The sequence below is a fragment of the Paenalcaligenes hominis genome (assembly GCF_011927625.1).
Classification (GTDB): Bacteria; Pseudomonadota; Gammaproteobacteria; order Burkholderiales; family Burkholderiaceae_B; genus Paenalcaligenes; species Paenalcaligenes hominis.
In genome coordinates this window covers 197,376-220,534 of the sequence record NZ_JAATIZ010000001.1, presented here as the reverse complement: position 1 = coordinate 220,534, position 23,159 = coordinate 197,376, and the positions used below count along the sequence as shown (strand labels likewise).

Below are 23,159 nucleotides of genomic sequence, written 5' to 3'. Positions count from 1 at the left end.
GTTTACACCACGGCATTAAGCGCTTGTTGTGTAGCTTGAGCCAAACGCTGGCGATAAAGTCGCCACGAATTATACGCAACCAGAAGCGAGGATAACAGCATAGAAATCGCGGCTACCCATGGTGCGACCAAACCTATAGCCGCTAAGGGCGTCATTAAAAGATGCCAGGCTATAGAGCCATATAAGTTTTGTTTAGAAATGGAAGTGGTTTTCTGAGCGACCACGTCAAGCTCAGATTGAGTCTCGGCCGGCTTAATGCTGACCCCCGCATGCGCTGAGGCTACCGCCGTAGGCACTGCCATAGATAAGGCACAGGGACAACTCATGACAAATAAGGCAACGACAACGGCTATAGCGTGCTCAGGTTTATAATAAAACCAAACCACGCCCAAGCCAATAGCCAGTACCACTTGAATTAACACGAACCAGAATGCGAGTTTATTAGAATCTCGTGTTAGAGCAGTACGTAACTGTTCAATATACGCATGTGCTTGGCCTTGGTGGATTGACTGGCGTGCGCACAGCTCTAGATACCTAGCTGTTAATAGAAAGGCCACGAACATGGTAACAGAATCGAAATAAACTTCGCCTGCCCCTGTCCAGGTAGTGATAACGCTAGGAATAAATGCGACGATAATACCGAGGGCTACGGGTACATCCATACCAATACGCCCTTTTTTTAGGCTGTTGATTGCGCCCTGCCAGATGGGGATGGCGCAATATAAAATGACGGGTACAGTCAGTACTAATGCTGCCCAATTCATTAAATAAATAGCAGCGTCTAAGGTTTCTAACGTATCAGGCTGCATGGAGTCGGATCGCAAATAACCTGGAAATGCTAGAGTCATTACCTGCATCATCATGAGCCACGCTAGCCCAAGACGAGCTAGCATACGCCGACGATGCAAACGGTCGGCAGTGGATAGCTCGGCAGGAATGGTAAAAATAGAATAGGCGCGCATAAGAAACACTATATTATAGCAGCAAATAATATAGTCTTTAGACCTAAGTCAAAGAAAATTGCAACTGGGACAATCCACCTAAAAAGAAGCCCCTACACCTATAGTGTAAGGGCTTCTAGACTAAGACTACAACTCGCTTTCCATTTTGTCGCTATTCGACACCACTTAAGCTTGTGCTTCAGCCTCTGCCGCGTAGAACTGAGCTTCCTCTGTGGAGCCGACTAATGCTGTGGTCGAAGACTGACCACCCTCGATAGTTTGAGTTACGGCATCAAAGTAGCCTGTACCAACTTCACGCTGGTGACGAACTGCGGTAAAGCCACGTTCAGCTGCAGCAAACTCACGCTCTTGGAGATTCACAAAAGCAGTCATGTTTTCACGAGCATAACCATAAGCCAAATCAAACATACCGTAGTTCAAGGAGTGGAAGCCAGCTAAAGTAATAAACTGGTACTTATAACCCATTGCGCCTAATTCGCGCTGGAACTTAGCAATCGTGGCATCGTCTAAGTTTTTCTTCCAGTTAAAGGAAGGTGAACAGTTATAAGCAAGTAGCTTGCCAGGGAACTGACGGTGAATGGCTTCTGCAAACTGACGGGCGTATTCGAGGTCAGGCGTTGCTGTCTCGCACCAGATTAGATCTGCATACGGGGCGTAGGCCAAACCACGTGAAATAGCTTGCTCGATGCCGGGACGTGTACGGAAGAAACCCTCTACCGTACGCTCGCCTGTAATAAAGGGGCGATCGTTTTCATCCACATCACTGGTTACCAAATCTGCCGCATCAGCATCTGTACGGGCGAGTAGCAAAGCGGGTACGTTTAATACGTCAGCAGCTAAACGCGCAGCGGTGAGCTTAGAAATAGCCTCACGTGTGGGCACTAATACTTTACCACCTAGGTGACCACATTTCTTTACGGCAGCCAATTGGTCTTCGAAATGCACACCTGAGGCGCCAGCTGTGATCATGGCTTTCATTAGCTCAAATGCATTAAGCACACCGCCAAAACCAGCTTCGGCATCAGCTACGATAGGAGCAAAATAATCGGTGTAGCCTTCGTCACCAGGGTTTACGCCTTCGGACCACTGAATTTGATCGCAACGACGTAACGCGTTATTAATACGGTTTACTACTTGAGGAACCGAGTTAATAGGATACAAAGACTGGTCTGGGTACATTTCACCCGCTAAGTTGGCATCGCCAGCGACTTGCCACCCAGATAGGTAAATCGCTTTCAAGCCCGCTTTAACTTGTTGCATGGCCTGGTTACCGGACAGCGCACCTAGGCTATTAATGAAGGGTTCTTCATTCAGTAGGCGCCATAGTTTTTCAGCGCCACGTCGTGCTAAGGTATGCTCTTCAACCATGGAACCGCGCAAACGTACTACGTCTTCAGCACTGTAGTTGCGCTTAATACCTTGCCAACGTGGGTTTTCAGCCCATTCTTTTTGTAGATTGCGAATCTCTGTTTCTCGGTTGCTCATGTGTATCTCCGTATGTAATAAGCTAGTTAAATCTGCATTAGGTATGATTTAAATTCTACGTAAATAGCCCCGTGCAATCTACACTTATATCTTATATAAGACTATTTATTAATTCATTTAAAAACAAAGACTTAGAACATCCATTTCGTGATATGAAACAAAAGATCTTATTGTGGAAATTTTTATGCGGCAGTGCAGCAGCCTATTTTCACAATGCAGGATACCGTTTTCACATTATGAAATAAGTGCACTTTTTCATTCTATTTAGACTTTCTGTTATGCGCTCATCTCACTCTATTTCTGATTCACCTTTAGGTAACGAGGTGCACTACCCTACTCGTTATGATCCCAACGTACTATTTGCTATAGAAAGAGCCCCAAATCGTACGCACTTAACTCTTCCTGAAAACTGGTTAGGTGAAGACATTTGGTACGCGTATGAACTTTCATGGCTTAACGAGAAAGGTAAGCCTATTGTGGCGATAGGTCGTTTTTCTTTTCCATGGCATAGCCCTTTTCTGGTAGAGTCCAAGTCGTTTAAATTGTATTTGAACTCGTTAAACGAAACGCACTTTGCTGCACAAGAGGATGTAAAAACGCTTTTGGTACGCGATCTGTCTGCGCTTACGCAGTCTGAGGTTGACGTCCAACTGTATTTATTAGAGCACTACGAAGGCCCACGCGCGCAACCGCTTGAAGGTACCTGCATTGATCAATTGGATGTGGCGATTACGCATTACCAGCCAGCTCCCGAGCTACTAACCTGCAATGCAGAACAAGGCACGAGAACTGAAACCCTGGTATCCCATCTACTTAAATCAAATTGCCCTGTCACTGGGCAGCCTGACTGGGGTACGGTTCAAATCAGCTACACAGGCACGGCGATAGATCACGCTGCCTTGTTGCGGTATATCGTGTCTTTTAGAAAACATACCGAATTTCATGAGCATTGCGTAGAACGTATCTATCACGACTTAATGCAGCGATGCCAACCAGAAGAGCTCTTTGTTATGGCTCGATATACGCGTCGGGGTGGGCTTGACATTAACCCATGGCGTAGCAATTACGTGAAAGCAGTTCCTAACCAGCGCACTGAGCGGCAATAATTAAAAAAGCACTTTAACATTTCTAGTTAAAGTGCTTTTTTGTTTGGATAAGTTTAGGCTTTTTGCCGAGCTGCCCCTTTTGCCACCGCCACGGCTAATACCGCCGAGAAAACGAAGGCTACGGCCCCACCGTACCAGGGCGCGCGCTCAAATTGGGCATCAATCAAATGCCCAAAGACAACGGGGGCAATTGCTGCCCCTACATCCATACCCGAATACACCAACCCATACACTGAGCCGGTCGCCCCTTTAGGTGTCACACGACGAATTAACATGTCACGTGACGGCGCTGCTACGCCTGAACACACCCCACCTAGTACAACTAGAACGATTGCTACGGAAGCATTCACGACATGGAGCGCAAGTAAAAGCATACACGCGCCCGCTAAACACAACATAACAAAAATAATACGTTCTGTTTTTTTACTGGCTCCGACTAAAAAGCCTCCCCCGATCATGCCAATTGCCGCCGCCACCATATAAGCAGATAAAGTTGAGCCGGCCAGAACCTGGCTTAGGCCATACACGCTAGACAATAAGGGAATGGAATAGTTTTGAATGGCTGACAGCGCCGCTGAGCTAAAGGCAAAAAATAAAAAAGCACACCATAAGGCGGGTTGGCGTAATAGGAAAACCAACGTTTGACCGATGCTTTGGGAAGCGATGTGTTTGCTGTCACTACTTTGCGGGGCTGTCCCCCATAATTCACGTTGCCAAATACTAACGGCTAATAGCACCCCAATAAGGACGGCGGCCATCATAACAGCAAAGCGCCACCCGTAGGCTGAGCCTAATACGGTGATAAACAGAGGAGTGGCTGCCCAGCCTAAATACCCGGTAAAACCATGCACACTGTAGGCATGACCCAAGCGCGCAGCGCTTATGCGGTGATTGATAATGGTGTAGTCAACAGGATGAAAGATGGAATTGCCTGCACCACCGACAATAGCAGCCAACACCAAAACACCGTAATTAGGCGCTAATGCCATAAGACTGGCTGAGGCCACAAAAGCGCCCAAGCCAAAATACATAACGGGAGCTGGACCAATGCGATCCACAATAAACCCTGAGGACGCTTGGCCTAGGCCAGACACCAAATAAAAACAGGACACCAAAAAACCAAGCTGAACATAGTCATAGCCATAATCGTGGTGCAGGTATACGAATAAAGTGGGGAGAATCAGCTGAAAAAAATGGGAACTGGAATGAATTAAGCCTAGAAGCGTGATGATAGCCCAGTCACGATTTTTAACTTGGGCTGAACCCAGCGCAGTACTTGTCATGGTTAAAGGCTCCGCTTTAGAATTTCAGGCCACGCCTTGCGCAAGTAATACAGCATAGACCAGACAGTTAAAATGGCAGCCACAATAATAAGAATTTGCCCAACCCAACGCGCTGACACACCATATACATTTTCGTAGTAGAGCAAGCAGGGAATAGCTACCATCTGCGCTGCCGTTTTAAACTTTCCTAGCCAACTAACCGCGACACTGGCACTAGCTCCTATTTGAGCCATCCACTCGCGTAGAGCGGAAATCGTAATCTCACGCCCAATAATAATAAAGGCAATCACGGCATCGACTCGACCGATACTTAATAAAATCAGTAGTGCTGCTGACACCATGAGCTTATCCGCCACTGGATCTAAAAAAGCGCCAAATGCCGAGGTCTGGTTCCAGCGTCGAGCCAGCCAACCATCAAACCAGTCGGTAATGGCCGCAATAATAAACACCCATGCCGCAATATTATCGCGTGTTATATCGGTCCACCATGCGTGCGGCACATAATACAACAGCAAAATCAGCGGTATGAAAACAATACGGAGCCAAGTTAGGGCGATAGGTAAATTAAATGGCATAACTCTGACTTCTGAATAGTAACGGGGTATATGCTTAGCGTAACGCAAAATAGATACGCTCTGCTAGCGCTGCTGAAATTCCTTCGACGGAGGCGAGCTCTTCGATACTGGCATTTGACACCCCAGATAAGCCCCCAAAACGCATCAAAAGCCGCTGCCTGCGTTTAGGACCCACGCCATCAATGTCTTCTAGTCGCGATACTGAGCGAGCTTTAGCCCGTTTGGCACGCATGCCTGTAATAGCAAAGCGATGCGCTTCGTCCCGAATTTCAGCCACTAACATCAAGGCAGCAGACTCTACACCAAGCTGCACAGGCACTCGGTGATCCGCAAAAAACAAGGTCTCTAGCCCGACTTTACGGCCTTCACCTTTAGCGACGCCCACCAGAACCCGCGTATCTAACCCAAGATCAGCAAATACCTCTATGGCAATATTGAGTTGCCCTTTGCCACCGTCAATTAACACCACATCAGGTAAGGCTGCCAGACCTTCAGCAACGCGTTCAAAGCGGCGCCGCAATACCTGACGCATTGCGGCATAGTCGTCGCCCTCTGTAATGCCCACAATATTGTAGCGTCTATACAACGATGGCTGAAGCGCATGATTTTTATACACTACACAAGAGGCTTGTGTGGCCTCGCCTGCCGTATGGCTAATGTCAAAGCACTCGATGTGCAATTGCTCTAGGGCTTCGGGTTCGGTATCTAAACCTAAAAGTTCGGCCAAGGCCAAGGTGCGGGCAGCTCGACTGATGGATTCATTTAAGAAACGTCCAAGTGCTAAATTAGCATTTGTTTCGGCTTGTTCTAGCCACTTTTTACGCGTTCCTTGGGGCCGATTAATAAGGCGTGTTTTCATCCCTGTTTGCTCGGCCAACATAGCAAAAAGCTCGTTATCGACAATGGGTTGATTCGTTACCAACAAGGCGGGCAGAGGACGTTCGATGTAGTGTTGACTAATAAATGCCTCGAGCACCTCTGTGAGTGACATGTCACTGACTTGAGTCGGAAAAAAGGCGCGGTCACCCAGATGACGCCCACCTCGCACCATAGCTAAGTTCACGCACACGCGTCCCCCTGCTGCGACTACCGCAATAATATCGGCGTCCTCGTTACTGTGGTTTTCCATAGACTGCTGCTGCAAAATAGTAGCTAATGCTTTCATCTGGTCGCGGTATAAGGCCGCTTGCTCGAATTCTAAGTTATCTGAAGCATGCTGCATTTTACGCTCGATCTGTCCCATGACCCCTGAAGCATCACCATCGAGAAACTGCTGGGCTCGCGCCACATCTGCGGTGTAGTCCTCAGGACTAATTAGCCCCACACACGGGCCCGAACACCGTTTAATCTGATAAAGAAGGCAGGGACGTGAACGATTGGCATAGACCCCATCCTCGCAGCTACGAAGTCTAAATACACGCTGAAGTATTTGCATACTTTCACGAACCGCCCATGCATTAGGGTATGGCCCATAAAAACTGCCCGGCTGATTGGTATTGCCACGAAAGTACGCAATTCGGGGAACCTCGTGCGCACTAAACATTAAGTATGGGTACGACTTATCGTCTCTGAACAGAATGTTGTAGCGAGGCTGCAGGCGTTTGATGAGGTTGTTTTCTAGTATCAACGCTTCAGCCTCGGTGCGCGTCACTGTAATATCAATACGAGCGATTTGCTTTACCATCTGCGCTATGCGTGGGCTGCTGAGATTTTTTTGAAAATACGAGGAAACCCGTTTTTTTAAATCGCGCGCTTTGCCTACATACAGCACATCGTCATCGGCACTAATGTGCCGATACACACCGGGTAAATTAGGTAGCTGACGAAGAAAAGTATTGAGATCGAAGTTGCTGGGCTTGTTGGTAGTGCTCATCGGCTTGTAGGGATTCCCACACTAAGGCATTGTCAATAGGATACAAATCAAGTAAACGCTGCATAGATTGAGCTGGCATCGTCCATGTTAAACGCGTCAAGAGCTCATCGGCCAAATCAGGACGATTACACACTAAAACCATATCACATCCGGCGTGTAGTGCGGCCTCGGCACGCGCTAGGATATCGCCAGCCACGGTGGCGCCTTCCATGGTTAAGTCATCGGAAAACACCATACCGTTATAGGCTAAGGCTTGACGCAGCACCCGCTGAATCCAGAAAGAAGAAAAGCCAGCAGGTTGTGGATCGACTTGTGGATAAATGACATGCGCTGGCATAACGGCTTGGATTACCGTACCCCCTAGCCAGCCATAAGGTGCGGCATCATTGTCTAAAATGGTTTGTAAGTCGCGGTTATCAATAGGAACTTCGTGATGGGAGTCAGCCTCTACAGCGCCATGACCCGGAAAATGTTTGCCACAGGCACCCATGCCCGCCTGCTGTAAACCATGCGCAAGAGCCTCTGCTAGACGTGCTACGGTTTGTGGTTGAGTGTGGAAGGCTCGGCTGCCAATGACCTGACTGCACTCGTAATCCAAATCTAAAACCGGTGTAAAGCTAAAATCAACCCCACAGGCGCGTAGCTCGGCTGCCAAGATATAGCCAATGGCTGTGGCCAGTTTAACGGCAAGCGCTGGGTCGCTATCCCAGACGCGGCCTAATTCGCGCATCGCAGGTAAATGCGTAAACCCATCTTCTTTGAAACGTTGCACGCGACCGCCTTCGTGATCCACTGCGATTAAGAGCGGAGGTTGACGTAACGCATGAATCTCTGCACAGAGTTGTTGTAATTGAGCTCGACTTTGGTAGTTACGGGCAAACAAAATGACCCCTCCAACCAAGGGGTGCTGTAAACGTTTTTTTTCTTGTTCGGTTAACTCTAAACCAGCCACATCTACCATAACTGGGCCAAGAGCAAGCTGCTGTTCTACCATTTTAATCCTTAGTTAATCGTTGTTGAGGCTGAGGGCAATGACTCAACCACTGCAAAAGCCATGACCAAATCTGACTCATCAGTAAGCGTAATATGAGCCGCACCAAAACGTGTCTGGTACCATGCCTGGAGTTCGGGGCTTAAAACCACCATCGGTTTACCACTGGGTGCATTTAAGGTTTGCATTCTTGACCAAGCCATAGGCATACGCATGCCTAAACCAATGGCCTTAGAGAAAGCCTCTTTTGCAGCAAATCGGGTAGCAAGAAAGCGCATACCACGCTTTGGGTCGCGCGCATAACGACGCTGAAAAACGAGCTTCTCGTGCTCACCAAGAATACGCGTTAAAAAACGCTCCCCAAAGCGATCATAAGACGCTTGGATTCGGGAAATATACATAATATCCGTTCCAATGCCTGCTATGGCTGCCATTGTGACTCCATCCTAAATCTCAAACCCTCATCATACCCTGCACCCAAAAAAAAACCGATATGCGAATGAAGGCATATCGGCAAACAACCGTGCATGACAGCAGGGTTAAACTAGTTTTTTTGGCGCAGATCCACAACACGACGCGCTTTACCTGTTACGGTACGCTCGACCTGACCTGGTTCACGCAATTGGATACGAGCGCTGACCCCAATGTTGTTTTTGATGGCTTGACGTAAGCGCGAACAAAGGGCATCGCGACGGTCTTGATCAAAGTGTTCGAACTCGGATCGAATCTCTGCTAAGACCTCGAGCTCGTCCATATTTCCATTACGAGACACAATAAGCTGATACTGAGCGGCTAACTCAGGAATAGCCAAAACCAGCTCTTCGACTTGGGTAGGGAATAAATTTACCCCGCGAATGATAAGCATGTCATCAGTACGCCCCGTAATCTTGCCCATGCGACGCATATTACGTGCCGTCGGTGGTAATAAACGGCTGAGGTCGCGGGTACGATAACGGATAATCGGCATAGCCTCTTTGGTTAGCGAGGTAAATACAAGCTCGCCTTCCTCGCCGTCGGCCACAGGCTCACCGGTTTCAGGGTTGATAATTTCAGGGTAAAAGTGGTCTTCCCAGATGACCGGGCCGTCTTTGGTTTCTGCACACTCCATAGCAACGCCAGGCCCCATAACCTCGGACAGACCATAAATATCCACTGCATCTAAACCACCTCGGGCTTCAATATCAGCGCGCATTTGCCCAGTCCAAGGCTCTGCACCAAACACCCCTATACGTAACGAGCTGTCATGGGGATCCATGCCTTGACGTTCCATTTCCTCGAGAATATTACAAAAATAAGAAGGCGTCACCATAATGGTGCTGGGTTGGAAATCGCGGATGAGTTGAACCTGTTTTTCAGTCTGGCCGCCTGACATAGGAACGACAGAACATCCTAATCGTTCGGCGCCATAATGGGCTCCTAAGCCCCCAGTAAATAAGCCATAGCCATAGGCCACGTGGACAATATCACCAGGACGGGTGCCCGCTGCCCATAAAGAGCGCGCGACCAAATCGGCCCAATTGGAAATATCTTGGGCCGTATATCCCACCACAGTAGGTTTACCCGTGGTGCCACTTGAAGCATGAATACGTGATACTTGTTCGCGGGGGACAGCAAACATGCCAAATGGGTAGTTCTCACGTAAATCGTTTTTAGTGGTGAAAGGAAATTTAGCTAGATCAGAAAGCTGCTTTAAGTCGCTAGGGTGTACGCCGGCCTCATCGAACTTTTTACGGTAATACGGCACGTTGTCATAGGCGTGCTGCAGACTCCACTTTAAACGCTCAAGCTGCAAGGCTTGAATTTCATCACGACTTGCGTGTTCTATACGGTCTTTACCGACGTGCTGTGTTGATACTGACATTTAGAGTCTCCTGCCCTACTTTACTGATTGGCTTGAGGGTCCTCTACCACTGCACCACGCAAGCGATAGGAACGACCTCGAAATATAGCAATACGTTGTCCTTGCTGATTTGTGACTTCGACATCATACACACCGGTGCGACCGGCTAAGTGGTATTCTGTCGCATTGGCCTCTAGCTGATCCCCTTCGAATGCTGGTGCTACATAATCAATAGAACAGCCAGCTGCCACCGTGGGAAGATTGCGGGAATTACAAGCGAATGCAAAGGTGCTATCTGCTAACGCAAAAATAAAACCACCATGACAGGTTTTGTGCCCATTCAGCATGTCAGCACGTACTGTCATGCTCATGCGCGCCGCCCCTGGTGCTACGTGGGTAATACGAGCTCCTAAGGCTTGGGAGGCAGGATCATTGTTATACATATACGTCGTAACGTGTTCGGCCAAAGCTTGTGGGTCCGTCGGTAGCGCCATGCTATTTTCCTTTGAACTGAGGTTGACGTTTATTCATAAATGCGTCTACACCTTCGGCATAGTCAGCGCTTTGACCTAATTGACGCATGGTGTCGCGCTCTAGGTCCAACTGCTGATCTAAAGTGTGATCTAAGCTGACCTGTATGGCGTGTTTGCTTGCAGCTAAACCTTTAGTCGGGGCCGTAGCAAAGTGCTCGCATAAGGAGTTTAAACGCGCCTCAAAAGCATCATCTGCCACGCACTCCCAGATGAGCCCCCACTGCGCGGCCTGCGTCGCTGTTAGTTTTTCGCCAAGCAGGGCTAGACCTTTAGCACGAGCCTCGCCGACCAAACGCGGTAAAAAGTAAGTACCACCCGTATCAGGCAGCAAGCCTAAACGACAAAATGGTTGAATAAAGCTGGCTGATTCTGTGGCAATCACAATATCGCCAGCCAAAGCTAAATTAGCGCCGGCCCCTGCTGCCACCCCATTCACCCCCACCACCACAGGCCAAGGCATAGCGCGCAGACGACGCACTAAGGGTGCGTAGTAAGTATCTACAGTATGACCCAAGTCGATCTCGCCACTGTTCATTTGACGTTCAGATAGATCTTGACCGGCACAAAAGCCTCGCCCTTCGCCTGAAAGAACCAATACACGTACCCCTTGCGCCTCGACACGATTTAAGGCATCGGCTAACTCTTCGTGCATTTGTACCGTAAAACTGTTGAGCTTGTCGGGGCGGTTTAAGCGGATATGAGCAGTGCTCTCTGTCAACTCGAATTTAATGCATACGTAATTCATCGTTATTTCCTTAGAGAGTTTGCTCAGTATGCCAACGCGTTTGCACTACGCGGAAGCGATTGGCCACATAGGCAGCATCCGATAAGGCGGCATTTGCAGCTGGGTTTGCACCGGTTCCATGGAAATCACTGTAGGCAGCTGTTTGATTAATGAAAACAGCCCCTGTCAAATTTAACGATAAGGACACCCCACTGCGCTCAGCCATCTTGCGGATAGCGGTTGCGGTGTCTTTATTAGTGGTGTAGGCCGATAAAGTTAATGCACCATGCTCGATAACGGTTGACCCAGCCAGCTCAATACTATGCTCGGTGGAGTCCGTAGCCACTACAAAAATAATAGGGCCAAACCATTCTTGCATGATATGGGGGTTAGACGCATCGGTTTTCAGTAAGAGGGGGGTTGCTGTGCGAGCCTGCTCGTAAACCGGATGGGCTAGGGGCTGGCTATCTACAATCACCTCTAAGCCTAGCGCTTTGGCCTCTGCCACGCGCTGTGCGGTGAGATCATTTTGTAGCGCCCCCGTAATTTCTACCGCACGGGCTGGATCTGAGCATAAGCGTTCCACGGCGTGCCCCAGAGCGGCACACACCTCGTCAAAGCTTAGATGACCTGCATCGGTTTGTATTCCCGTGCGAGGCACGTAAATATTTTGTGGTGCAGTACACATTTGCCCAGAGTATAAGGCAAAAGAAAAAGCCAAATTGCGCGCCACAGCTTTGATATCAGGGGCTGAATCAATAATAATTTGGTTAACGCCAGCCTTTTCGGTATAGACCAAAGCTTGACGTGCATGCTGCTCTAAATAGTTTCCTGTGGCACTGCTACCTGTGTAGTCGATAATTTTAACAGCAGGATGTAACGACAACTGCTGTGCGACCTGATCATCGGCCTCGTGTGCAGCCAACAACACCACATTTGGGTTAAAGCCGGCTTCGCTTAGCACCTCGCGCAATACCGATACCGTTATAGCTAATGGCAAGATTGCACCGGGGTGGGGCTTTACAATGACCGTGTTTCCTGTAGCTAACGACGCAAATAAACCTGGGTAACTATTCCACGTTGGGAAGGTTGAGCAGCCAATGACCAAACCAATGCCGCGGGGCACCACGGTAAATTGCTTTTGCATATCGATAGGATCGTGCTTGCCTTGTGGCTTGACCCAATTTGCTAAAGCTGGCGTGCGGGACATTTCTTGCCACGCGTAGGTGACGGCCTCGAGGCCACGATCTTGAGCGTGTGGGCCACCGGCCTGAAAAGCCATCATAAAGGCTTGACCGCTGGTGTGTTGCACAGCATTCGCAATTTCAAAGCTACGTTTATTGAGACGGCTTAGTGCCTCTAAACACACTCCTACCCAGGCCTCAGGGCCTGCTTCGCGCCAGCTATCTAAAGCCAAAGACGATTGCTCTATAAGTTGGTTAGCTTCTACAAATGGGTAACGGATATTCAGATCAAACCCATAAGGAGAACGCTCTTGGCCTACGGTTTTGGTGGCCCCATCTAGCTGCAACGGATAATTGGTGTTCCGAAACGCTTCGAAAGCAGCTTGACCTTGGCTTGCTGCCTCTTCGCCATACACACGTGGGCTGGGCATTTCTGGAAAAGGGGTCCAGTATTCGCGTGTGGCTATCGCCTCTAAAGCGCGATCTAAAGTAGCTTTATGGGCGGTAAAAAAATCATTAGCCATGCAATATCTCCTTTGGACGTTAACTATTTATATTTCAATAAATATAAAGGCAGAATGGGGCAACCGTGTGCCCCACTCAGAGATTAGGTTTCTTGATCGAAGTCGATAACCACTTTGTCAGTAACAGGGAAACTCTGGCAACTGAGTACAAAGCCCATATTGACCTCGTAGTCTTCTAAAGCAAAGTTAGCATCCATATCTACTTCACCTTCAACGACTTTACAGCGGCAGGTAGAACAGACACCGCCCTTGCACGAGTAAGGGAGCTCGATGCCTTGTTCCATCGCCGCATCAACCAAGCTTAAATGGTTTTTCTTGATCGTAATATCACGCGTAAAACCGTCTTGAATGATCGTCAACTGACAGTCTTCTGCACCAGGTGCTTGTCGTGGTGCTGCTCCGGATGCCGTAGTACGTGGCCCTTTAGGCGCACCAAAGAGTTCATATTTGATTTGATCCTTGGTTAACCCTTTGGCCTTAAGCGTGGACACCACCTGTTCGGTCATGTCGTGCGGACCACAGACAAACGCATAATCAATTTTTTCAGGAGGCAACCAAACAGAAAGCAGCTGATCTACTTTTTCAGCGTCCAGACGGCCGTTAAATAAATCAATGTCTTGTAACTCGCGGCTCATGATGTAAACCACCGAGAATCGATTCATATAACGATTTTTTAAGTCTTCAATTTCCTCGCGGAACATAATCGATGACGAAGCCCGATTAGCATAAAACAACGTAAAAGTGCTGTTTGGCTCGGTATCGAGAGCGGTCTTAACCAACGATAAAATAGGCGTAATACCACTGCCCACAGCAAATGCTGCATAGCCGCGTTGGTTTTCAGGGTCAAAATCTACTGTAAAGCTGCCATCGGGCGGCATCACGTCTAAAGTGCTGCCTACCTCAAGATGGGCGTTAGCCCAACTAGAAAACGCTCCGTCAGCGACGCGTTTTACAGCCACACGCAATAAATTATCATGAGGGGCGGCACAAATAGAATACGAGCGACGCAACTCTTCGCCATTGACTTGGGTACGTACGTTCAAATACTGCCCAGGACGAAAAAGAAATTTCTCTGTTAGGTCGTTAGGTACCTCGAAGGCCACCACGACGGCATCACGTGTGGTGCGCTCTATGGACGAGACTTTTAATGGATAAAACTGACTCATGGTTAATGCGCCTTGAAATAATCAAACGGTTCACCGCATTGCATACAGCGATATAAGGCTTTGCAAGGGGTAGACCCAAACTGACTGACGACTCGTGTGTTCAAGGAATGACAGAGTGGACAGTCCACAGCGGGCTCTGTACGACGCAATAAGCCTGATACATCAATGGCTTTTTCCTTTGGGGGAGCAATACCATAGTTTTTTAACGCTTCACGCCCTTTTGCACTGATCCAATCGGTGGTCCAAGCTGGACTTAAGCTTGTCTTTACCTTGGCCTTAACCCCCTGCTTTTCTAGTGTCTGTACGATACTTTGTTCCATCTCGTACATCGCAGGACAGCCCGAATAAGTGGGCGTGATAGTGATGACACAGGTGTTATCTTCCCAGGCAATATCACGCACAATGCCTAAGTCAACCAATGAAATAACTGGTATTTCTGGGTCTGGCACAGTGTCTAACCATTGCATCACAGTTTGTGCGTCGATCATAAGCTACCTCTTTACCACGTAGCACCGGGATAGGTGCGCTGTAACACCTGCATTTCCGCTAATAAAAAGCCGAGTGCTTCGGTATGATGACCGTGGGTGCCACCACGATGCGCCTTATGGAATGCATCCTCTTTAGCAGGAATGGTTAAGGTGGCTTCAGTTAATACCTCAGAAACTTGCTCGAACCACTCGTCCCACAACGAAGCGTGCAACGTCGCAATGCCTTGCTCGTGTAAAACACGCGTTACCTCATCATCTAAGAACAACTCGCCCACGTGCTTCCACGCATCGTTAATCGACTCTTGCATTCGCGCGTGGCTTTGCTCGGTACCGTCGCCCAACCTCACAATTAAATCCATAGAACGTCGCACGTGATAGGTGACTTCTTTTAGCGACTTCACAGCAATCTCTTGCACACGCTCGTTAGAAGATTGAGTTAAGCGACGCAAGAGAAAGTAATGCCATACATCAAATAAAAACTGACGGGCCATGGTGTCGCCATAATGACCATTTGGGCGCTCTACGATTAGATAGTTAAAGTAATCGTGCGTATCGCGTAGGTAGGCCAATGCATCTTCATCACGGCCTTTGCCTTCGATTTCACCCGCAAAGGTTAACCACATACGCGCTTGACCGATCAGATCTAAAGCCGTGTTAGCTGTGGCCAGCTCCTCTTCCAGCGCAGGACCATGACCTGTCCACTCACAGAGACGTTGTGACAGTACCATGGCACTATCACCTAAACGCAGCGCGTAATTGAATAATTCCTGACTCATGCCTGCTCCTACATTTTAATGCCGTCAGGCATAGGGAAAAACGTAGGGTGGCGATAGACTTTGCTTTGGGCAGGATCAAACAAGGGATCTTTATCATCAGGGCTACTGGCCACGATATCCATGGCTTTGACTACCCAAATACTGACCCCTTCGTTACGACGGGTGTAAACGTCGCGGGCATTATTAATCGCCATTTGCTCATCAGACGCATGAAGGCTGCCCACGTGTTTATGAGCCAAACCATGTTGGCTACGAATAAACACTTCCCACAATGGCCAATTTTTTTGACTCATTTTATTCTCCTAGTTACGCAACCTGCTTGGCTTTTCTCTGCTCTTGCTTTTCGGCATAGGCCATAAAAGCGTCTCGCACCCAAGCCCCGTTTTCATGGGCATCAACGCGTGTTTGTAAGCGTTCTTTGTTGCAGGGCCCATTGCCGGCCAATACCGCCCAAAACTCGTCCCAATCAATTTCACCAAAATCATAATGACCTCGCTCTTCGTTCCAGCGAAGATCAGGGTCTGGCACAGTTAAGCCCAGATACTCTGCTTGAGGCACGGTTTGGTCCACCATTTTTTGACGTAGCTCGTCATTTGAAAAAAGTTTAATGCGCCATTTCATGGATTGCGCACTGTGGACGGACTCGCCATCAGAAGGCCCAAACATCATGAGCGCTGGCCACCACCAGCGGTTAAAAGCGTCTTGGCACATGGCTTTTTGCTCGGGCGTACCGTTTAAGCACATTTCTAATAGCAAATCGTATCCCTGACGCTGATGGAAAGACTCCTCTTTACAGACACGCACCATTGCGCGTGCATAGGGGCCATATGAACAACGACATAATGGCACCTGGTTAATAATGGCCGAGCCATCCACTAACCAGCCAATCATGCCAATGTCCGCCCAATTTAGCGTGGGATAGTTAAAAATACTGGAATATTTAGCGCGCCCTGCGTGCAGTTCTGCAATCAGATCCTCACGCTCTACGCCTAAGGTCTCGGCCGCACTGTATAAATACAAACCATGCCCTGCCTCATCTTGAATTTTGGCAAGCAAAATCGCTTTACGCTTTAAAGAAGGCGCACGCGTCACCCAGTTGCCTTCGGGTAACATGCCGACTACTTCGGAATGCGCATGTTGGGAGATTTGGCGTACCAAAGTACGACGATACGCGTCGGGCATCCAATCTTGGGGCTCCATGCGTATACCCGCATCAATACGCTCTTGAAACTGTTTTTCCAATGCGGACAAATCAGCGTCGCTTTGCACGCGACTTAATCCGGTATCTACTAGTTGGGCATACATATACGCCTCCGTTTATATCTATGAAATTTAATACTATACAGTTTTACTGATAGTAGTTAATAATTAGTATCATATTAACGCGTAAAAAGACGCCCTGATGCTAGGATTTTCCCTTAGCATCGGGCGTCCAGAGGGTGGACTGTTAGAAACCCAGTCCTTTAATTTTGTGCTGTCGGCTCTAAATTTAAAAAATGCTCGCGGTAATGTTTGAGCTCATTAATGGACTCATAAATATCAGCCAGGGCTTCGTGTTTGTTTTGTTTTACAAAGCTTTTCACCACAGCAGGTTTCCACCGTAGCGCAATTTCCTTTAAGGTGCTGACATCCAGATTACGGTAATGAAAGAACTGCTCTAAACGTGGCATGTATTTGTACATAAACCGACGGTCTTGGCTGATGGTGTTACCACATAAAGGAGATTTACCACTAGGCACGTGTTTTTTAAGGAATTCCAGTAAAATGTCCTCAGCTTCGGCTTCCGTTAACGTTGATGCCTTGACCTTATCAATTAGACCGCTATTCCCGTGCGTGCCTTTATTCCAGTTATCCATTGCGTCCAGTAACGCATTACTTTGGTGTATAACAAGTACAGGCCCTTCGGCAACCAAGGTCAAATCGGCTTCGGTTACCACAACGGCCACCTCAATAATGCGCTCTTTTTCAGGGTCTAATCCCGTCATTTCCATGTCTAACCACACTAGGCGTTGGTCCTTGACTGTCATTACTAGTAAATCCTTAAAAATAATTTAGGCACTGCCTTATGACACTGCTCGTTTTGTTCGTTATTTTTCTCGTTGCTGATTTCAGCGTACGTAATTATCTGGCGTTACGTCAAATACGCCATGTACGTGCCTACCAAGATCAGGTACCAGCCGAGTTCAGCCACCATATTAGCTTACGTAGCCACCAACGTGCAGCAAAATATACCTCTGCCCGCGCGCAACTTTCGCTGTTAGAAAGCACGGTTGATACCGCTCTGCTAGTCGGGTTGTTATTACTGGGCGGACTACAATGGTTAGACACATTTTGGGCTCGTACCCTAGACAATGACTGGCTCAGGCAACTGGCTTTAATTGGTAGCGTATTTTTTTTGGGCGGGCTAGTGCAGTTGCCTTTTACTGTGTGGCGCACCTTTGTACTTGAACAACGTTTTGGTTTTAACCGTATGACCCCCCGGTTATTTGTTAGCGATTTAATTAAAACCTTACTTCTTAGTGTACTGTTAGGCGTACCCCTAATCAGCGCTGTGCTGTGGCTAATGGCGTCAACCGGTAGCGCTTGGCCATGGTGGGCCTGGCTAATTTGGGTTAGCTTTAGCCTTTGTGTAATGTGGTTATTCCCCAGTGTGATCGCACCATTATTTAATCAATTTAAACCCCTAGAGCGCGCTGACTTGAAGCACCGTATTGAACAACTCGCACAGCGATGTGGTTTTACCCTGAGCGGGTTATTTGTGATGGATGGCTCCAAGCGCTCTGCCCATGGCAACGCCTACTTTACTGGCATAGGCAACAACAAGCGTATTGTATTTTTTGACACCTTGCTAAATAAACTTAATGAAGATGAGATTGAAGCCGTTTTGGCTCATGAGCTAGGGCACTTTAAGTTCCATCACATACGCAAACGTATGGTGCTTTCTTTTGGGCTGTCGTTGGTGTTGCTGCTTTGCCTGGGCTGGTTATCGCAACATGTCTGGTTTTATACTGAATTAGGCGTACTGCCCCAGTTAAGTCGTCCTAATGATGGCCTCGCTTTAATTTTATTTTTTCTCACCGTCCCTATTTTTACCTTTTGGGCTGGGCCATTATTTAGCTTTTTGTCACGCAAAGACGAGTACCAAGCGGATGCGTTTGCGGCGCAACAGTCCAGACCCGAGTTTCTGGTTCAAGCCTTGATCAAACTGTATGACGACAATGCCGCTACCCTCACGCCCGACCCGTTGTATTCTGCGTATTACGCTAGCCATCCGGCCGCTGTTCAACGTGTGCACTATCTAAAGCAATTTTATGAAAAAAACTAAACCTCATCGCCAGCAGCTTGGTACTCAAGCGGCGACCACGGCAACTCAAACTGGTCAAATCATTGCTGGTCACGGTCGCCATTATTTTGTAGAGCTGGCTTCTGGTGAGATCATAAAATGCTTTCCTAGAGGAAAACGCGGTGGTATTTGCGTAGGAGACTGGGTAGATCTTAGCACCCAAGGCGAACGGGCCGCTATTGAACGGCTGCACGAGCGGCGCAACCTGCTTTACCGCTCAGATGAAATGCGCTCTAAGCAATTTGCGGCCAATATCGATCAGTTGTTTATTGTGCTGGCGTCTGAGCCCATGTTTTCTGATGACTTGACCGGACGCGCTTTAGTAGCTGCTGAGACAGCTGGTATTACGCCATTTATTTTGCTTAACAAAGCTGACTTAGCCACTACTCCCTTAGCTAGGGAGCGCTTACAACCGCTGATAAAAATTGGTGTCCCTGTTATCGAAGTCCACGCTTTAGACACCGACCAAGTTCACACCGCACTTGATGCCCTCTTACACGACAAGACCACGTTACTTTTAGGACAAAGTGGCATGGGTAAGTCGACGATTTTAAATGCACTGGTTCCCGAGGCTCAAGCCCACACCCAAGCACACTCTGAAGCCTTAGGGACAGGGCGTCATACCACCACTAGTACCAAGCTCTATCATATTCCGGGTAGCACAGGAAAAATCATTGATTCGCCGGGCTTTCAAGCATTTGGTATTGCCCACCTTACCGCTGAAGACTTAGTGCGTGGCTTTACCGAGTTTCACGAACCAATTCAACACTGCCGTTTTTATAATTGTAGTCATCGCCATGAACCAGGGTGTGGCGTGGTGGCAGCCTTTGAAAGCGGCCAGATCCACCCTGATCGTTACGCTTTATACCAACGCTTGTTACATGAACTGGAAAGTCAGCCTAAATACTAAGGCTTTGTCGCCTCGACGTGTTGAACTAAAGCCGCTAGATGGTGGTACAAATTACGTATCACTAACGCAGTAGCACCCCAAATAAAGTAGTGCTGCCAGCGCATAGAAAAATAATAGCGCACAGGCTGCTCGGGTTTTTGTAAGCGATGAAGTTGATGGTGTGTAGGATCCATCAGTACCGTTAACGGGACCTCGAACACCTCTGCGACTTCGGCTGGGTCGGTATGAATTTGGAAATCGGGCCGTACAAGAGCCACCACCGGTCGCATGGCAAAGCGAGAGCTAGTAATAAAATAGGTTCTTCACTGAGCGCTTGAATAAAGTGCGGAGCAATGCCGACTTCTTCGTGGGTTTCACGCAGGGCGGTATGAATTGCACTTTGATCAGTATGCTCTACCCGCCCCCCAGGAAAACAAATTTGACCGGCGTGATGCACTAGATGACCTGCACGCCGTGTTAAGAGCACTGACAAACCATGCTCTCGTTCAATTAAAGGCACACAGACTGCCGCTTGACGTGCATCTGGGTAGGCAGCAAACGTATGGACAAATTCCTGTGCAAATAAAGGCTCTACTGCCCAATCAATGGGCTGAGCTAAGCGCTGCCGTAAAAAGCCTGGACGCAAATAGCGAGAAGGGATGCGAGGCAAGCGAGGTAAATGATGTAGCGGCTGTTGATCTGGAATATACCCAAGACGTGATGCTTCGATCGCAGCCAAATCGGTTGTTTGCATAGCTCCTTTCACCTATAAAAAAAGACACCCTTTCGGGTGTCTTTTTATTAAACCGGAGCTATTAGGCAACGGTTTTACGTACCAATTTTTCTTTGATACGTGCAGCTTTACCCGAACGGTTACGTAGGTAGTATAGCTTAGCACGACGTACAGCACCGCGACGTTTCACTTCGATAGTAGCGATTTGAGGAGAGTACAATTGGAATGTACGCTCTACGGCTTCGCCTGAAGAGATTTTACGCACGATAAAAGAAGAGTTTAAACCACGGTTGCGTTTGGCAATGACAACGCCTTCGTATGCCTGTACACGTTTACGTGTACCTTCAACTACGTTAACGTTAACAACGACGGTGTCACCAGGGTTGAATTCAGGACGTGGATTGTCAGCGGTTAGACGCTGCATTTCTTCCTGTTCTAGGATATCAATAATATTCACAATAAGCTCCAGATTACATCGTATACGGGCAAAGGATTGTTATATACAGCCCGACAGAGGATGAATCCGGTATTTTATCATTAAATAGAGTAATTAAGAAAATTATTAGGAATAATTTGTTGAAGAACGACGCCAAATACATAAAGAGGCCGGCCAACGCGAACGTAATGCTAGGCGCTGATAACTTTTATAGAGTTCAAACGCACTTTTTTGAGCTAACACAGGGTGAGATCGACTTTGTAAAAGATATTGGGCAAAAGAAGGCTTGGTCATAAGGACTCCGTTAGCGAGTAGGATCAATAAATGTACTGTATATCCATACAGCATTATTCTCAAGCCCAAGTGCATCCTATTTACCACAAAAAAGCCCTTGGTTTGTTACCAAGGGCTGTGATTACGTCGATGAGAAATTAATAACAACTGGATTGATCTAAAAATACCCCCGCTTGAATCGACTGCGCATGCGCTTGTGCTCGTGGCAGAATATAGGCGGCGTGAAACACGGCTGTGCTAAATTTTTTTCGTAGAAACTCGGTATCTGCACTAACACTTGCCTGCGCCGCACGTGCCATCATCCAGCCCCCTAGCACTACCCCAGCCAGCATCAAAAATGGCACACTTCCAAAGTATACGGCTCGAGGTTTCTGCGCCGCATGTTGCTGTAATAAATCGGTGATTGCCTGCTCATAGGCTTGGCAGGCTTGCTCTAGGCGTTGAGCAATAAAAGCGAGCTCTGTGTTATTTGGGTGCTGCTGCAATTGGTTAATCGTGGCACGAACCGGAGTTAAGCACGCGAGTGCCTGCTGCCCGTGGTCTCGTAACACTTTGCGGCCTATTAAGTCATTCGCTTGAATAGCGGTGGTTCCCTCATAAATGGCAAACACACGACAATCACGAGCATGCTGTGCTGCGCCTGTTTCTTCGATGAAACCCATACCACCATGTACTTGTATGCCTAAGCTTGTTACCTCGTTTACCATCTCTGTTGCAAAGCCTTTAACTATAGGCACTAAAAACTCATGCTGACGTTGAAAGTCTGCCGCCTGATCTGGATTCGTATGATGTAAAGCCATGTCTTTCAGCCAAGCGGCATGATAGCTTAAGGCGCGTGTGCTTTCCGTTAATGCGCGCATGGTTTGCAGCATTCGCTCTACATCGGGATGATGATGAAGGGGAACAGGGCTAGTAAAACGGCGTGCTAAATCGGGCCCTTGTCGGCGTTCCGCGGCATAGTGCTCTGCTTGGTATAAGGCGCGATCCGCCACGCCTAAGCCCTGAATGCCAATGGCAAAGCGTGCAGCATTCATAGTGATGAACATATAGTTCAGGCCCTGATGAAGCTCTCCTACTAGATACGCAATGGCCCCAGTCCCAACGTCGCCACCCGCGTCGCCATAACGCATGACCGCCGTCGGACTGCCATGCAAACCCATCTTTTCCTCTAAGGACGCACACATGACATCGTTACGTGCGCCTTTGGCATAATCACCCTGATCATGAGCGAGATAGTGTGGTACCAAAAATAATGAAAGCCCAGCGATACCTGGCGCTGCATCAGGGGTACGTGCTAGCACTAAGTGAATAATATTCTCTGCTAAGTCATGCTCGCCGTAAGAAATAAAAATCTTTTCTCCTCGGAGACGGTAACTGCCGTCTGATTGAGGCGTAGCAAGGCATTGCACCAAAGACAGGTCTGAACCGGCTTGAGGTTCAGTGAGGTTCATGGTGCCAGTCCATGCCCCTGACATCAACGAGGGTAAATAATGCTCTTGTTGACTGGGTGTACCCGCCAAAATCAGGGTCTCAATTACTGAGTCGGTTAAGATCGGACACAGCGCAAACGCAGCACAGGCTGCGCTCATGCTTTCACCAAATGCCGCCCCGACCAGTTTGGGTAGCCCTTGTCCTCCGAACTCGCTGCTATGCTGCAAGCCTTGCCATCCCGACTGCTGAAACGCAGCATACGCGGCTTTAAAACCGGGCGTGGTCTTTACACCTTCTGCCGTTTTTTTGGGGGGATATTGATCAGACGCTCGATTTAATGGGGCCACTTCATGCTCTATGTAGCGGGCGCCCTCATCCAGCACAGCTTGCAGTAGATCACTGGAGAGATCCTCGTTACCAGGCAAGCTTAATAAAGCAGGCACATCGACTAAGTGTTCGAACACAAACTGAATATCAGCACGAGGGACGTGATAAGTCATAGTTTTTCCTCAGGCAAAGATGA

At 48.3% G+C, this 23,159-nt stretch carries 23 protein-coding genes and 1 pseudogene; 3 read left to right on the top strand and 21 right to left on the bottom strand.

The genetic code is table 11. From position 1 onward, the window contains the following. Positions 1-2: 2 nt before the first annotated feature. Positions 3-962, bottom strand: a complete 960-nt coding sequence (locus GGR41_RS01090; protein WP_077733550.1) for a P-type ATPase actuator domain-containing protein — start codon at positions 960-962, stop codon at positions 3-5. A 165-nt stretch (positions 963-1,127) separates the two neighbouring features. Continuing rightward, positions 1,128-2,447, bottom strand: coding sequence for an isocitrate lyase (aceA, locus tag GGR41_RS01085; protein ID WP_167660268.1), 1,320 nt, complete (start codon positions 2,445-2,447; stop codon positions 1,128-1,130). A 278-nt stretch (positions 2,448-2,725) separates the two neighbouring features. Here aceA and queF point away from each other — a divergent pair, with 278 nt between their 5' ends. Next, positions 2,726-3,553, top strand: a complete 828-nt coding sequence (gene queF, locus GGR41_RS01080; protein WP_167660267.1) for an NADPH-dependent 7-cyano-7-deazaguanine reductase QueF — start codon at positions 2,726-2,728, stop codon at positions 3,551-3,553. 53 nt (positions 3,554-3,606) lie between these two features. On the opposite strand, the gene GGR41_RS01075 is transcribed toward queF, so the two are convergent. The 15 genes from GGR41_RS01075 to orn all read right to left on the bottom strand — a co-directional run bounded on the left by GGR41_RS01075 (position 3,607) and on the right by orn (position 17,537). Continuing rightward, positions 3,607-4,836: an MFS transporter gene (locus GGR41_RS01075; RefSeq protein ID WP_167660266.1), complete on the bottom strand. Its 1,230-nt coding sequence runs from the start codon at positions 4,834-4,836 to the stop codon at positions 3,607-3,609. 2 nt (positions 4,837-4,838) lie between these two features. Beyond that, complete coding sequence (pgsA, locus tag GGR41_RS01070; RefSeq protein WP_167660265.1) at positions 4,839-5,411, bottom strand: CDP-diacylglycerol--glycerol-3-phosphate 3-phosphatidyltransferase; 573 nt, start codon at positions 5,409-5,411, stop codon at positions 4,839-4,841. Positions 5,412-5,445: 34 nt separating this feature from the next. Further along, positions 5,446-7,284, bottom strand: coding sequence for an excinuclease ABC subunit UvrC (gene uvrC / locus GGR41_RS01065; protein WP_167660264.1), 1,839 nt, complete (start codon positions 7,282-7,284; stop codon positions 5,446-5,448). After that, entirely contained in the window at positions 7,223-8,278 is a 1,056-nt protein-coding gene (nagZ, locus tag GGR41_RS01060; protein ID WP_229711101.1) for a beta-N-acetylhexosaminidase, read from the bottom strand. The genes uvrC and nagZ overlap by 62 nt, the downstream gene beginning before the upstream one ends. Positions 8,279-8,286: 8 nt before the next feature. Beyond that, positions 8,287-8,709 carry a holo-ACP synthase gene (gene acpS / locus GGR41_RS01055; protein ID WP_167660263.1) on the bottom strand — a complete coding sequence of 141 codons (423 nt, stop codon included), beginning with the start codon at positions 8,707-8,709 and terminating at the stop codon, positions 8,287-8,289. A 110-nt stretch (positions 8,710-8,819) separates the two neighbouring features. Next, complete coding sequence (gene paaK / locus GGR41_RS01050; RefSeq protein ID WP_167660262.1) at positions 8,820-10,136, bottom strand: phenylacetate--CoA ligase PaaK; 1,317 nt, start codon at positions 10,134-10,136, stop codon at positions 8,820-8,822. Between the two features lie 20 nt (positions 10,137-10,156). Next, the gene (gene paaI, locus GGR41_RS01045; protein ID WP_077733557.1) at positions 10,157-10,609 is read right to left on the bottom strand and encodes a hydroxyphenylacetyl-CoA thioesterase PaaI; all 453 of its coding nucleotides are present in this window, start codon (positions 10,607-10,609) and stop codon (positions 10,157-10,159) included. A gap of 1 nt (position 10,610) precedes the next feature. Then, complete coding sequence (paaG, locus tag GGR41_RS01040) at positions 10,611-11,393, bottom strand: 2-(1,2-epoxy-1,2-dihydrophenyl)acetyl-CoA isomerase PaaG (protein ID WP_167660261.1); 783 nt, start codon at positions 11,391-11,393, stop codon at positions 10,611-10,613. A 10-nt stretch (positions 11,394-11,403) separates the two neighbouring features. Beyond that, positions 11,404-13,080, bottom strand: a complete 1,677-nt coding sequence (gene paaN, locus GGR41_RS01035; RefSeq protein WP_167660260.1) for a phenylacetic acid degradation protein PaaN — start codon at positions 13,078-13,080, stop codon at positions 11,404-11,406. An 83-nt stretch (positions 13,081-13,163) separates the two neighbouring features. Beyond that, positions 13,164-14,246, bottom strand: coding sequence for a 1,2-phenylacetyl-CoA epoxidase subunit PaaE (paaE, locus tag GGR41_RS01030; RefSeq protein ID WP_167660259.1), 1,083 nt, complete (start codon positions 14,244-14,246; stop codon positions 13,164-13,166). A gap of 2 nt (positions 14,247-14,248) precedes the next feature. Further along, positions 14,249-14,734, bottom strand: coding sequence for a 1,2-phenylacetyl-CoA epoxidase subunit PaaD (gene paaD / locus GGR41_RS01025; RefSeq protein ID WP_229711099.1), 486 nt, complete (start codon positions 14,732-14,734; stop codon positions 14,249-14,251). An 11-nt stretch (positions 14,735-14,745) separates the two neighbouring features. Then, positions 14,746-15,510, bottom strand: a complete 765-nt coding sequence (paaC, locus tag GGR41_RS01020; RefSeq protein WP_167660258.1) for a 1,2-phenylacetyl-CoA epoxidase subunit PaaC — start codon at positions 15,508-15,510, stop codon at positions 14,746-14,748. A gap of 8 nt (positions 15,511-15,518) precedes the next feature. Beyond that, positions 15,519-15,803, bottom strand: a complete 285-nt coding sequence (gene paaB / locus GGR41_RS01015) for a 1,2-phenylacetyl-CoA epoxidase subunit PaaB (RefSeq protein WP_077733562.1) — start codon at positions 15,801-15,803, stop codon at positions 15,519-15,521. Between the two features lie 13 nt (positions 15,804-15,816). Further along, positions 15,817-16,815, bottom strand: coding sequence for a 1,2-phenylacetyl-CoA epoxidase subunit PaaA (gene paaA / locus GGR41_RS01010; protein ID WP_167660257.1), 999 nt, complete (start codon positions 16,813-16,815; stop codon positions 15,817-15,819). A gap of 158 nt (positions 16,816-16,973) precedes the next feature. Further along, positions 16,974-17,537, bottom strand: coding sequence for an oligoribonuclease (gene orn / locus GGR41_RS01005; RefSeq protein ID WP_167660256.1), 564 nt, complete (start codon positions 17,535-17,537; stop codon positions 16,974-16,976). Positions 17,538-17,575: 38 nt separating this feature from the next. Between orn and GGR41_RS01000 the strand changes: the two genes are divergently transcribed. Next, positions 17,576-18,835, top strand: a complete 1,260-nt coding sequence (locus tag GGR41_RS01000; RefSeq protein WP_167660255.1) for a M48 family metallopeptidase — start codon at positions 17,576-17,578, stop codon at positions 18,833-18,835. Further along, entirely contained in the window at positions 18,822-19,763 is a 942-nt protein-coding gene (rsgA, locus tag GGR41_RS00995) for a ribosome small subunit-dependent GTPase A (RefSeq protein WP_167660254.1), read from the top strand. Before GGR41_RS01000 ends, rsgA begins: the two co-directional genes overlap by 14 nt. Here the strand turns inward: rsgA and GGR41_RS00990 are convergent. The 4 genes and pseudogenes from GGR41_RS00990 to GGR41_RS00975 all read right to left on the bottom strand — a co-directional run bounded on the left by GGR41_RS00990 (position 19,760) and on the right by GGR41_RS00975 (position 23,136). Then, positions 19,760-20,412 (bottom strand): annotated as a pseudogene (locus GGR41_RS00990) (CoA pyrophosphatase). The gene rsgA and the pseudogene GGR41_RS00990 overlap by 4 nt on opposite strands. 145 nt (positions 20,413-20,557) lie before the next feature. Continuing rightward, entirely contained in the window at positions 20,558-20,932 is a 375-nt protein-coding gene (gene rplS / locus GGR41_RS00985; protein WP_077733568.1) for a 50S ribosomal protein L19, read from the bottom strand. A gap of 105 nt (positions 20,933-21,037) precedes the next feature. Further along, entirely contained in the window at positions 21,038-21,205 is a 168-nt protein-coding gene (locus GGR41_RS00980) for a hypothetical protein (RefSeq protein WP_159436828.1), read from the bottom strand. Positions 21,206-21,342: 137 nt separating this feature from the next. Continuing rightward, positions 21,343-23,136 (bottom strand): acyl-CoA dehydrogenase, encoded by a 1,794-nt coding sequence (locus GGR41_RS00975; protein WP_167660253.1) that lies wholly within the window; start codon positions 23,134-23,136, stop codon positions 21,343-21,345. Positions 23,137-23,159 lie beyond the last annotated feature (23 nt).